The following is a 12,951-nucleotide window of genomic DNA, read 5'->3' on the forward strand; positions in this document are numbered from 1 at the left end:
GATCAATAAATCAGCTTGGATCGCACATCCAAGCTTAAGACGCTAAATTTGCTTGCTATTGCTTAGGAGTGATACATCTGATACCTATCTTGGCTACTAGGCCGCTAAATCGAGCGGCACACCACAGCGTTCGTGGATTGCCAAGGTGCCAGCCAATACATTCGGCACAATAATATCAGCAAAGGGATGTTGGGTGTCAGCAGGCGCAACCAGCACCGTAGTCATGCCGAGGCTTTTGGCGGGAGCCAGATTGGCCATGGTATCTTCAAACAACACACATTCATGGCCTTGAGCATTTAGCGAACTCAAAACTGTGTGGTAAGCATTCAAATCGGGCTTAGCCAAAAATTCAAAAGCCCGAATATCGAAAATCTGCTCAAAATGGTCGTGCAAGCCAAGCCGATTGAGCACGCGCACTGCATGTTCACGCGGCGAGTTGGTGAAAATCACTTTTTGCAAGGGCAAGGCTTGCAGCGCAACATGCAACGTACCATCATCAGGCAACAGCACATCAAGCGTTAATTGATGAATAAAGGTCAAATATTCTTCAGTTTCGACAACACCGTGGTGTTTTTGTAAGCCCGCCAAGGTTGTGCCATATTGTTCATAATAATGTTGGCGCAAGCGTTGGGCTTCCTCGCCCGCTAAATCTAAATGCTCTTGAAAAAACAACCCAATCCGATCATTTATCTGTTCCATCAGCCCCGATGAGTCAGCGTAAAGGGTGTTATCTAAATCGTACAAAGCAAAACGAAGCGTCATTGGAGCCTCCTTCGACAACATCAGTGCTGGTTACAATACCTCAATACATCAAGCGATCAGCCAAAACCTCAAATTGAGGGTTTTTCTAGTCTATCACGCAGATCAAGAGGCCTGTGTAAATGGCATGTTAAGAAATGGGCTTAGTTTGGCTAAACCTTTGGCTGTTGCGAGGAGTTGCGTCGTTGCAAATTGGGCTTTTCCCGATCAATCGCGGTTAGGCACTACAATCGCGCTCGCCAAATAAATCGTGGAGTGATTGAGGATCGTTGGCGCAGGGGTGAGGGTGTTTGGCAAGGTAGCAATCGGGCATCAGCCATGGTGGCAACAATTGTTGCGGCGCTAATTCGGCGTTCCAGCCTGCCGTATAGAGGGCATCGAGGGTTTCGTGATAGGCCTCGACCAACATTGGGCGACGAGCAGTGTTGGCAAAGCGCCACCAGTTCGCTAGCTCGGCCAAATGCTCAAGTAGATCATGTTGGCGTTGATAGCTTAAGTCGTATTCTTGCATCATGGGTTGCTCCTTTATGCTTGCCTCTCGCAAGGAGAGGGGCTAGCGGTCAGGCTAAAAATCGAGCCACCGCCGATCATCAAATATCTACCTCCGCATGGTTGAGGGTGAACTATGGGGTGCAAACGTATAGTACCCTACTTTTTAGCCAAACGACAACCTGATCACTTTTCAATACTTGGGTTACTCGTCCCGTGAGCCTAATTGCTGGTTGTCACTACCAATTCCCCAACTTCGTGCTCTTCGTGTTCTTCGCGGTTGCAATCCGTTTGTCGCCTGACCTCTCTATTCGATAGCAAGTGCTATTCCGCCAGCGTTTCTTCATCGATTTTTCAAAGGTTTGTGGTTTGTTAAGGCTGATTTGGACAACAGCAACAAAGCTGCGTGCTAGCCACAACCAGTGTGGCATATGCGAAGGAAGGAACGAGCTTCATGAGTGCACTCTCGCTTGATCAGCATGCCACTGAGCACCCCCGTCAAGGTTTAGCTCGCTTGATTGATGCTTGGCCACAGTTGGCGTTGGCCTTGATTGTGGTTTTAGCGGCGGCTTTGCGTTTAGCCAATTTAGGCGAATTAGGCTATGTCAACCATTATTACAGCGCTGGAATAACCAGTATGTTGCAATCGTGGCATAACTTTTTCTTTGTGGCGGCTGAGCCTGGCGCTGCAGTTAGCATCGATAAGCCTCCAGTTGGTTTGTGGCTGCAAGTGGCTTCAGCCTCTATTTTTGGCGTAAATGCCTTTGGGGTGTTGTTGCCGCAGATTTTGGCTGGGCTTGGCTCGATTATTGTGCTGAACCACTTGGTGCGGCGCAAGTTTGGGGTTGTGGCAGGATTGGTGGCCGCCTTGAGTTTGGCAGTCACGCCCGTGGTGATTGCTACCGACCGCAATAATACGATTGATAGCGTGCTGATTTTCTGTTTGTTGCTCGCGACGTGGGCCTTTATTAAAGCCAGCGAAACTACTCAATGGCGCTTTTTGTTCTTGGGTGCAGTGCTGATCGGCATCGGCTTTAATATCAAAATGCTCCAAGCAATCTTGCCCTTGCCCGCGATCTATCTGTTTTATCTCGTCAGTGCCAAGCAGCCATGGTGGCGCACGATCGTGCAATTAGTGGTCGCAAGCGTGGTTTTGGCGGTGGTTAGTTTATCGTGGGCAGTAGCAGTCGATCTCACGCCTGCTGATCAGCGGCCCTATGTTGGCAGCAGCGGCGATAATTCGGTGCTCAGTTTGATGTTGGGCTATAACGGTTTGCAGCGCTTACAGGGCATGAATGCTGGTGGTGGGGCCGCTGGTGGCATGCGGCAGCGCGGCAATAGCACATTTCCGCAACGTGGCAATGGCAATTTCACTCCACCTAATAATCAAACTGGCGCAAATCCTCAGCCAGCCCAACCAAACCTAGGCAATGGCAATTCCAGCCCACCCAACCAAGCTAGCCCGAATGCTGGCCGTGGTGGTTCCTCGGCAATTGCTGGTGGTAGCGAAGAAGGCTTTGATCGTTTATTTAGCACGCCGCTGAGCAAAGAAGTTAGTTGGTTGTTGCCATTTGGCTTGGCTAGTTTGCTATTACTGTTGGCACGCGGTGGTTTAGACTGGCCAGTTGGGGCTAAACACGGCGCTGCGGCACTTTGGGGCGGTTGGCTGCTGACCGCAATCATCTTTTTCAGTATCGCTGGCTTTTACCACGAATATTATCTTTCAATGCTGGCAGCCCCCTTGGCGGCCTTGATTGGGATTGGCGTGGTCGAGTTTTGGCGCTGGTGGCAAGCCAATCGCTGGGCCGCTAGTGCCTGCTTAATGCTGGCAGTGCTAGCCAGTTTGGGTTTACAACAAACGACGGCCTTGGCGTTTGTTGAGTATAGCTGGTGGCTGGGTTTGAGCGTAATCATGGTTATGCTGGGTGTTGGAGTGTTGCTCTGGGCCTGTATTCGCCAAACCTCACGCCTAGCCCAATTGGCATTCGGCGGCTTGTTGATTGGCTTACTGATTACGCCCAGCGTTTGGTCGGGTTACACCACCATGAACGCTAGTGCCAATCAATCGTTGCCAAGTGCCTATAGCGGGGTTGTTTCAGGGCCGCCCAATAATGGCGGTTTGACCGTCAATCAAACTTTGATCGATTATCTGCAAGCTAATACTCAAGCTGTGGAATATCTCCTGGCGGTGCCAAGCTCGATGCAAGGCTCAGATTATGTGCTGGCAACCGGGCGACCGGTGTTGTATATAGGTGGTTTTATGGGCATCGACAATGTGCTAACTAAGGAGCAGTTGATTACAATGGTAGCGAATAATCAATTGCGCTATATCTATTGGAATCGTAATGGTGGCAATGGCTTTGGTGCTGGCAGCAACAGCCAATCTGATCTCTCAAACTGGATCAACAACTCCTGCACAATTGTAGCTGGCTTTGATACAACCACCCAAAATAGTGGTGCGCCAGGTGGTACGAGCGTTGGCCCAAACCAAACGACGCAAAATCGTGGTGGTTTTGGGGCGATGCAAATTAGCTTATACGATTGTGGCAACGCCTAAAATTAACCAAAAACCCCTCTCCCGCCGAGCGAGTTTTAAGGGCAGACAGGTTGGGAAAAGGGTAGCACCCTGTGTTCGGGTATGGCGATGCCTAGGTGTCCACCCGCGTCACCGTCATCGCCCACGTTCGGTGCACCGTGGTTCCGGCGACCACCAGCCGATCCGTCAATGGCGGTGGCTCGCCCGGCCACCGCTATTGACGGATCGCTGGCGGTCGGTGGCGATCGGGCAGGATGCACCACCGGTCGGCATGCTGGCCAGTCATCCAGCCCAGCAGCGTTGCTGTAAGCTCCCCTCGCCCACGGCATAACCTATTGGCGATTCATCGCGTGAATCATTTTGAGGCCTTCGTGGGTCAGCCATGGGTCAACATGATCAATCACATGGGTTTCACCAGCAATAATATCGGCAATCACTTCAGCCTGACCACCAGTTGCGACAACTGTCCCACGCATGCCCAACTCTTGCCACATGCGCGTGACCAAGCCTTCGACCAAGCCTGCATAGCCCAAAACAATCCCCGATTGCATATAGTGCGAGGTGTTTTTGCCGATCACCCGTGGCGGACGAGCTAGCTCAACGTGATAGAGCTTGGCGGCAGCGCGAAACAGGGCATCAGCCGAAATCCCGATGCCAGGGGCAATCGCCCCACCAATATAATCACCCTCAACCGAAATCACATCAAAGGCCGTCGCCGTACCAAAAGCAATCGCGATGACTGGACCACCATAGCGCCGAAAGGCGGCAACCGAGTTGGCAACCCGATCAGCTCCCAGTTCGCGCGGCGTATCGATCAACAAGCGCATGCCCGTTTTGATGCCTGGGCCAATCACGACTGGCTCAACATTCAAATAGGTGCGGCTCAACTCGCTAAATACACTGGTTAAAGGCGGCACAACACAGGAAATCGCACAGCCCTCAATTTGATTGATCGCAATACCACGCAATTCGAACAAACTACGCACCAACACTGCATATTCATCGGTTAATTTTTGGCGTTGGGTTGATAAACGCCAATGCGCCACCATCTGATCGCCATCCCATGCGGCGATTTTGCTATTGGTATTGCCAATATCGATTGTTATTAACATTCTGCTTTTTCCACATCAGCGTGAATCAAAAATCCAATCCATTATTGCATACTTTTGCTTTTTCAACTATTTTTAACAATTCGTCAATGCACGTAGCGCTTAAACAATGATAATATAAGCACAGAATTGGCTCTTTTTTGGCTAGGGAGCGTACCCGTGGCCGTTCAAGTTTGGATTGGCGAAAAGCCCGAACACCCCAATGAGCGTAAAGCAATTATTGCCTTAGCCAACGGTCTCGACCGCTTGGAAGGGCTTTATGTCATGCTGGCAAATTTTAGCGTCGGTGGCCATACCATTGACCTTGTGGTGTTGAAGAACGATGCAGTCTTTATTCTTGAAATGAAGCATTGCGATGGCAAGGTTTATGGTTCGGTCAATGGGCGCTGGAAGGTCGTCAGTAGCGCTGGTTCGGTCAAATGGCTCAATCAAGGCCGCAAAAACCCCTACAACCAGGTGATTGCCTATTACTATGCCTTCCGCAATTTCTTGCACGACCATCAGCACGAAATTATGTCAGAGCAAAAAGCTAGTCAAACCGATTTTCGGGCTTGCAAACGTCTAATCGTGATCTCGCCTATTTTAGAGCGTGGCTCGGAAATTAATCTCGATTGGCGGGTTAACGTCAAAGGCTTGGATGAATTACCAACCCACTTGGTGACTGAGCGCACCGATGAAATTCATTTCACCGATGAGGAAATGCTCAAAATTCCACGCTTGCTGAATTGCTCAATCTGGGAAGAAGTTAATCAATTGGTGGCGGGAGTGATGCCTGCTTGGGATGATACACCCTCTGATCCGCCACCAGCTGCCCCGTCACCAGAACCGATTGCCGTGCCTGAACCGGTGATCGAGCCAGCTTTGCCCAAAACTTGGCCCGAACGCTTGCGCGATAGTTCGTTACGCACCCGTTTCAATGTGCTAGGCTGGGCGGTTGTCTCAATTTTGTTGATATTGGTGTTAGTTCAGGGTCGCAACATTACGATTATCTCGAATGTGCCAACCCCTGAGGTCTATGGCACAATTCCAGTTCCGGCAGCCTCGCCAACTCCAAGTGGTTGTATTACGACCTTTGGGCAAACGATTCGTAAGGCCCGCGACCCAATTTCCTATCAATGGTATACGGTCGATAGTCGCGCCAGTGAAGCGGAATTTGTGGCAGTAACGCTTGATCGGGTGCAATTTTGTGCCGACCAAATCGTGTTGCACTGGAGCGTGCAAAATACCACGCCAGGCATTGTTCAATTAGGCCTGACCAATAATAATATTGCGGTGAGCGATACCAGTGGCATTGTTTATCGCCTACGCGAGGAACGCCAAACCATTCGCGTGCGCAACGGCAAAATCAGCAGCGGCACCGTAACCATTCCACGCACAGTTAATCCCAATGCCAATACCCTAACTATTGAGCTACTCAACGAGCCATTCGGCGGCCAATTGTGGACGGTACAAGTGCCCAAAAAGTAGCGGTTGGGGATCGGGTATTTCGTTTTTGATCCACGAAGGGCACGAAGTTACACGAAGTGTTAGGCGAATGGCTATTAGCTAGTAAAATTTTTGCGATACGACCAAATGTTCCCATAGCCCAACACTCTCTACATTAAATCCAATCCCCTAAGGATACAAAACGAGGTACGACCCTTTAAGGATGTATCTTTTGAGATAATTAATCTAAATAGGAGGTAAATGATGGAATCCCTGAAATTTCAGCAAGAATATCGGTGTATTCTATGAGGATCAAACGAATACCATTCAATACTTGCCGTAGTTCATCAGATCTATCCCAACTATTTTCATGTCCTAAGCTTGATATCCCGTCAGATCTCAAGTTTTCGTAATCACTCAATAAAGGATGCCATTTTGCAAGAAATGGCCTTATAACAGTATTCAAAATTGAGATAGCAATAAAAGCAAGTGAGATATTATTATCACTTGAATTTAGGGCTATTTCGGGGCCATACTTTCGTAGTATGCTCCGAGTGATTTCAAAAACAGAGTAAAGCGATGTTAATGCTTCGCGTAATGATCCTTCATTTGGTTTTAGCTCTGCGGCTGATATACGTGTAACCAACTCAACGTATAGTTCCCATGCTGCATTTCGTTCCGCTTGGTTAGGCTCCCAATTACCCTCAATATTACCAATAAATGGTAAATTGATATTAATTTTTACTCCTTGTAATCTCATTTTTACTCCTATTTTTTATTATAAATCAATGAGGTACCTATTTTATTATTTAATTTATCTCTATTGTTATCATAAACACAAATATATCTATTTGAATTTAAATCATATATATATACAGGACATATATTTTTGAATTGAATTGTGAAGTAAGAATAAATCCATATGGGACCCTTGCCTTTAATAAGTAGATTAACGCCTATCATAATTGGCTTATTTGTATTTCTTTGATCTTTCGTATTTAAGAAATCAGCTTCAATATCTATTTTCCAGGAAGTTAAAAAGTCTACAGGAAGCGTTCCACCTACTATCTCAAACTCTATCTGTTGATAGTAAGTTCCTTCAATATCGAATTTATTTATTGGACTAAATTTTATCTTATTGTGTTCACTTATAGTTTCAATGATTTCATTATTACTTTTGTTTTGGTTATATATATCAAAATTTATATATTTATTTCTATTAATTAGAGATTCTATTACATATTTAACATCATCTCCTACATTATTTAAGTGCAGATCATCTTTACTGCATAATAAAACTGGAATAATAGTAATTTTATTTTCTATGGATAGCTGTTTAGCTTGAAAAATTTCTTCTTTACACCAATTAGAACGAATGTAGTCATGTGATATAAATGCTACAAAATATTTACACTCATTGATTGCGCGAAGTATCTCTGGCGTTAAACTAGCTCCATCACGGATATCATTTATATCAATCCAAGATGAGATAAGGCACTGTGACAGATATTTTTGAGTTTCGAGGACTAACTTTTTATCTTGTGTTTTATGACTAAGAAAAACCTGTGCCATTGAGATCATCCTTTCATCAAAACAAACTATTCGCAATAATAGCCTGTCAAAGTATATAAGTCAATAAGATTTTTGATGTTTCTATGAGATATGGTCAATGAAAAACCTTATTAATTAATATTTGATTTTACTCTTCCTTTCAACCAATCTTCAAATTCTATAGTTGATCTTATGGTCTTCATTGTTCCTCTGAGCCTGTGGGTTAAATTTGCTCCCAATTCCCACCAACCAATCCCCAACCCATACGTTCTATGTTCTTTGCTCTATGCTCTCGTTTTGACTTACAATCAAGCATAATGGTCTTGATCCTGCGATAGCTATGCCTTAAGTTTGGGCCAAACCAGTACATTCGCAACTATTTTTGGCCCCTAAGAACTAGCAACTGATCAATGGATAGTACTATGCGCAACAGTTGCAATGAATGCTAGAATTGAAAGAGCCAGTCGATGACAACACCAGCGATGCCAAAGCCCAACCGCTTGCGGGCACTCCTTACCATTGTGCTTATGATCGTGATCAGCTTGGGGTTGTTGCTGGTTGATTTTCGCCATTTTGGTCAATATGGCTATGTTGGAGTGTTTGTGCTGGTGCTATTGGGCAATGCAACTGTGGTTGTGCCCGCGCCAGCGTTTATGACCGCCCTCGCTGCTGGCCGTACCCTCAATCCCTGGTTGGTAGGAGTTATCAGTGGGTTAGGGGCTGGTATCGGTGAGCTAACTGGCTATATTGCCGGGCGGGCAGGTCGTAGTGCCTTTGATCAACAACGCTTTACGCGGATTCAGGGCTACGTTGAACGTTGGGGAGCACTCGCAATTTTTGGCTTAGCAGCCCTACCGAATCCACTGATGGATCTTGCAGGCATAGCCGCAGGGATCGCACGCATGCCATGGTATAAATTTTTAGTGGCATGCTGTGCTGGTAAAATTGTGCGCTTTACCATCCTTGCGCTGATCGGTCAATCTACAACTTGATGCCAGGGTCATCTTTTTTGGAAGGGAGGAACATGTGCATCATTTGCGAACGTTTCGTACATTAGGATTGCTTAGTTTGCTGGGGTTGCTGTTAGTTGTGGTACAGCCAAGCCAAGCCCAACAACCGCTATCGCCAAAAATTAGGCCCGAACCAACATTGAGCAATCGCCAACCTTTGCGTAGCACTGCTCCTCAAGGTGGCACTGAATGGCTCGTTCCGTGTTCCGCCAATGCCGAGAATTGGCAAAGTAGTGTGCGCGAAGATACTGCTGCACTCAATTGCGAAATTTATGTGCCCGAAGCGGCCATGGTTTTTGTGATGGCGACAGGTAGTTTCAGCATGCAAACCAATGCGGTCACCAATACCTATGAAGGCCGCATTAGCCTAACGTTTGATGAGGTTTTGCGCGAAAGCAGTACACGTTGGGGCAATGTTTACGCTTTAGGTCAACTCAACACTGGCGAAACGAGCATTTTTGCCAGCACCACGGTCTTTACGGCCAGCGCCGGAGTACACACAGTAAGTTTAGTTGGGGGCTTTGTTGGCTATGGCCCTTTGACATTAAACAATGCCCAGTTAACCGTCTTAGCTTTCCCAACCAACTCGGCCAATATTCAGGTTTGTGCTACCGATACGGGCTTAGGCGTATGGCGAGCAACCCCAACTATCAGCACGATCCGTTCATGTAGCTTCAATCTAGCTAGTAATAGCACGGTATTTGTTAGTGCCGATGGCTCAGCTCTACCCATTCCAGGCAATGAGGTAGCGTTGCAATTCCGCTTAGGCGTTGATGAGACCACCACTGGCGATGTTCGCACTGATCGTTATGTTGATGTTGATAGCGTTGAACCGAATTCGGAGCAAGTTGATGGCAACGATATCTCAACTTCAATTGCTGCGAGCTTCAACTTAACTGCTGGCAACCATACGATTAATTTCTTAGGCCATGGCAATGGCAGTGATGCAGCCTACCTTTCACGCTCAAGCTTGGTAGTGTTGATCTTCCCCAGCATTAGCCCATTTCGTACCTGCACTAGTATGAACGATTTGAGCAGCTTTTTCAGCAATAGCGAATTTAGCTCATGGGCTAATTGTTTGTTGATTGTTTCCGGTGCGCATCGGGCAATTGTGGTTGGTAACGTGACGGTTGGCCAACAAAATGGCGAGCCACAAGTACGCACCCGTTTACGCAGCAACACCGATCCGATCATCGGTAGCACCCGTACCAGCGATTTAACGATCTTTCGCATGGTTGGTGGCCAAGGCGACGACAAAACGATGACCTCGGTTGGGATAACTGAATTAGCTGGTGGCTTGAATATTTTCAATTTTGATGGCTATCCATCGAATAGCAGCACGGTGCGCATGATCGATCCAAACTTGCATGCACTAGCATTTCCCGACCCATTCAGGTATAAACAATATACGCCATTAGCTATTGGCGAATAAGTGTTAGCCTGTGGGGGAATCATGCGGGTCTATTTGATACGGCATGGTCAATCGGAAGAAAATGCCGCTGATTTAAAACGTTTAATTGGACTAGAAGATTTTCGGCAGTTATTGGAGCATGCCCAGCATTCACCATTAACTGCCTTGGGCCGTGAACAGGCGGCGACTGTTGCCGAGGAAATAGCCGCATTCAAGCCCACCCATTTGTATAGTAGCCCCTATATCCGTGCCTTCGATACGGCCCAAATTATCGCGGCACGGGTTGGGCTGCCAATCCAAACGATCAACGAATTGCATGAAATTAGTGCGATTGTGCCATTTCTGATGCGCCGCGAACGCCATCGCGCCTTGCGCACAATGTATATTCGCGGTTATCTCTCACAATTAATTCCGCATCGACCACTGTGGGGCGAAACCTGGTGGGTCGCCCAACGCCGCGTGATCAAAGCATGGAATACCATGCTTGAGCAATGGTCGCCCAGCACTCGCGCTGTGGTCGTGGCCCATCGGGCGTTTATTTGGATGACCCTGCGTTATTTGCAACGTCATGGTGGCTGGCGAATCATTCGACGCAGCACCGACAATACTGGAATTTCTGAATTAGAGAGTATTTAGCAATTGCCCTAGGCGCTGGGCAACCTGCTGCCAGCTAAATTTGGCAGTTTGAGCACTGGTTTGAGCGGCCAAGCTTTCGCGCCATGCCGGATCATGGCAAATCCGCTCTAATGCGTCAACCCATGCTGCTTGATCGTTTGGCAACAAGCAGCCAGCCGCCCCAACTGCCTCGGGCAATGACGAGCTATTTTGGGCCAAAACTGGTGTGCCACAGGCAATCGCCTCAAGCGCTGGCAAGCCAAAGCCTTCATATAACGAAGGAAATGCCAGCGCCAACGCTCCGCTATACAACGCGGCTAATTCATCCTCGGGCACATCGGCAATTCGCCAAACGCGCCCTTGCAAGGCGGGATGATCGAGTAATTGCTCGCTCGCAGGGTTGCGCCACCGCCCGCCAAGCACCAAGCCAACCTCAGCAGTTTGGGCAACTTGCCAAGCATCAAGCAAAAAGTCGATTTGCTTATGTGGTTTATCCGAGGCAATATACACAATATAGCGCTCTGGTAAGCCGTATTTGGCGCGTAGCGCTGCAATTGCAGCGGCAGGCTGGGGCTGAAATTGGGCTGAAATGCCGACTCCCAAATAGGCCAAACGCTGTGGCTTCACTCCATAAAACTGGGCAATATCGCTAGCTGCTGAATGCGAAATTGTGCCAATCGCCGCCGATTGCTGAATCGCCATATGATGCAAGGCGGCAATTTGCCAACGTTTGCGGCGACTAAATGTCGCTGGCACGCGCCACGAAATTGTGTCGTAAATTAATGTCAGGCTGGGGCAAGGCTGGAACAATGGGCGAATGTAATAGGGGAAAATTGCCAGATCAGCATTAATTTCACTCAGCAAGCTGCGCCATTCGCGATGTTGACCGACGCTAAACAAGCCATGAGAAACCCGCGAAACCTTCGGGTGTTGCAGTAATGGCCTTAGGTCAAATTGGGTACGTGGTTGCTGTGGTAAGATTAAATGCAAGTGTTCAGCGATTGGCGCTTGCAATAAAGCCAAGCTTAATTCATAGCAAAAGCGCCCAATCCCAGGAAAATGGTCATCGAGCACGCGTAAATCGAGGGCAATTGTTGCTTGTTTCATGCCTGATACCAACCCCAAATGTAGCCCAGAGCTCCCACATAACTGGTTAATGCCTTCAAGGGCTTGAAGCTGGGCCGCCACGATGGCGCAGCAAACGAGTAGGGCAGAAAAATATTAATCGGCAAAATCAGCGTGCGCAGCAGCCAATAGGCCAAGGCATGCAACGGCGTTTTGAGCACCCGCCCCCGCCCACGCGCTGGGTCGCGCCGCACCTCTTGGGCATGACCAACTCCATACAACCAGTGTTTGCGCAACAGTGCCCACAAATTAGCGGGAGCCGGATGCCACGTCCAGGTATTGGGTACTAAAATAAAACGATAGCCTGCCCGTCGAATTCGGGTAAAAAACTCAGTATCTACCCCGCGAATCAATTCGTTGTTAAACCCACCAACTTGATCATACACTTCACGCCGCATAGCACAGCAAGTTGTGGTTAATTCGCAATAAAACGAAGGCGGATCGGGGTTGCTTTCGAGTGGCGATTGCACGACGGCATGTTCAATGCGCGGAACTTCACGGGCGACCCAGCGCTGAAAAGCCGAGGCATCGGGCGGCAACTGTTTGGATGCCCCAGTTACACCAATCGTTGGATCGGTGAGCAAGGGCTTAACCAGTTGTTCAATTGCATCGTCATTGGCTAAAATCGCATCATCATCAATAAAAACGAGGTAGGGCGCAGTTGTGCGCACGGTGGCAGTATTACGGGCTTTGCCATTGGGCCGCACACCAACCGCAACCTCAATTTGGCAGGGCTGCCAGGTTTGGCGAGCAATCGAGGCCCGCAAGGCCGTAATCTCGCCATTCAAGGCCGGAATAACCACAGCAATTTGGGGAATTTCTGTCACAACCAATCCATTCAGCTAAACCAGCAACGCTGCGGTTAATATACCATGGTGATAAGAAATACCTGCTAGAGTCCCGTTGTTTTGTTGCCAGAAC

12 protein-coding genes are annotated in these 12,951 nt (G+C 48.1%); 5 read left to right on the forward strand and 7 right to left on the reverse strand.

What is annotated here, in order from left to right:
• Positions 1-96: 96 nt before the first annotated feature.
• A complete protein-coding gene (locus tag ABEB26_RS17875) occupies positions 97-762 on the reverse strand; it encodes a pyrimidine 5'-nucleotidase (protein WP_345723401.1) in 666 nt (221 codons plus the stop codon).
• A 214-nt stretch (positions 763-976) separates the two neighbouring features.
• On the reverse strand, positions 977-1,273 hold the full coding sequence (locus ABEB26_RS17880; RefSeq protein ID WP_345723402.1) for a hypothetical protein: 297 nt from the start codon (positions 1,271-1,273) through the stop codon (positions 977-979).
• Between the two features lie 429 nt (positions 1,274-1,702).
• Here ABEB26_RS17880 and ABEB26_RS17885 point away from each other — a divergent pair, with 429 nt between their 5' ends.
• Entirely contained in the window at positions 1,703-3,805 is a 2,103-nt protein-coding gene (locus tag ABEB26_RS17885; protein WP_345723403.1) for a glycosyltransferase family 39 protein, read from the forward strand.
• 311 nt (positions 3,806-4,116) lie between these two features.
• On the opposite strand, the gene ABEB26_RS17890 is transcribed toward ABEB26_RS17885, so the two are convergent.
• Positions 4,117-4,896: a type III pantothenate kinase gene (locus tag ABEB26_RS17890; protein ID WP_345723404.1), complete on the reverse strand. Its 780-nt coding sequence runs from the start codon at positions 4,894-4,896 to the stop codon at positions 4,117-4,119.
• A gap of 156 nt (positions 4,897-5,052) precedes the next feature.
• Here ABEB26_RS17890 and ABEB26_RS17895 point away from each other — a divergent pair, with 156 nt between their 5' ends.
• A complete protein-coding gene (locus ABEB26_RS17895; RefSeq protein WP_345723405.1) occupies positions 5,053-6,360 on the forward strand; it encodes a nuclease-related domain-containing protein in 1,308 nt (435 codons plus the stop codon).
• Between the two features lie 199 nt (positions 6,361-6,559).
• Here ABEB26_RS17895 and ABEB26_RS17900 read toward each other — a convergent pair whose 3' ends face one another.
• Positions 6,560-7,078, reverse strand: a complete 519-nt coding sequence (locus ABEB26_RS17900) for a hypothetical protein (protein ID WP_345723406.1) — start codon at positions 7,076-7,078, stop codon at positions 6,560-6,562.
• A gap of 8 nt (positions 7,079-7,086) precedes the next feature.
• Positions 7,087-7,890, reverse strand: a complete 804-nt coding sequence (locus ABEB26_RS17905; protein ID WP_345723407.1) for a toll/interleukin-1 receptor domain-containing protein — start codon at positions 7,888-7,890, stop codon at positions 7,087-7,089.
• Positions 7,891-8,336: 446 nt separating this feature from the next.
• Between ABEB26_RS17905 and ABEB26_RS17910 the strand changes: the two genes are divergently transcribed.
• Genes ABEB26_RS17910 through ABEB26_RS17920 form a run of 3 tightly spaced genes read left to right on the forward strand, consistent with a single transcriptional unit; the run spans position 8,337 to position 10,926 of the window.
• Positions 8,337-8,861, forward strand: a complete 525-nt coding sequence (locus ABEB26_RS17910) for a VTT domain-containing protein (protein WP_345723408.1) — start codon at positions 8,337-8,339, stop codon at positions 8,859-8,861.
• 34 nt (positions 8,862-8,895) lie between these two features.
• Positions 8,896-10,311 carry a hypothetical protein gene (locus tag ABEB26_RS17915; protein WP_345723409.1) on the forward strand — a complete coding sequence of 472 codons (1,416 nt, stop codon included), beginning with the start codon at positions 8,896-8,898 and terminating at the stop codon, positions 10,309-10,311.
• Between the two features lie 21 nt (positions 10,312-10,332).
• Positions 10,333-10,926, forward strand: a complete 594-nt coding sequence (locus ABEB26_RS17920; RefSeq protein WP_012187601.1) for a histidine phosphatase family protein — start codon at positions 10,333-10,335, stop codon at positions 10,924-10,926.
• Here the strand turns inward: ABEB26_RS17920 and ABEB26_RS17925 are convergent.
• Positions 10,912-12,012 (reverse strand): glycosyltransferase family 4 protein, encoded by a 1,101-nt coding sequence (locus ABEB26_RS17925; RefSeq protein WP_345723410.1) that lies wholly within the window; start codon positions 12,010-12,012, stop codon positions 10,912-10,914. The genes ABEB26_RS17920 and ABEB26_RS17925 overlap by 15 nt on opposite strands.
• Positions 12,009-12,857, reverse strand: coding sequence for a glycosyltransferase family 2 protein (locus ABEB26_RS17930; RefSeq protein ID WP_345723411.1), 849 nt, complete (start codon positions 12,855-12,857; stop codon positions 12,009-12,011). Before ABEB26_RS17930 ends, ABEB26_RS17925 begins: the two co-directional genes overlap by 4 nt.
• Positions 12,858-12,951 lie beyond the last annotated feature (94 nt).

It is taken from the genome of Herpetosiphon gulosus (assembly GCF_039545135.1).
GTDB classification, from domain to species: domain Bacteria; phylum Chloroflexota; class Chloroflexia; order Chloroflexales; family Herpetosiphonaceae; genus Herpetosiphon; species Herpetosiphon gulosus.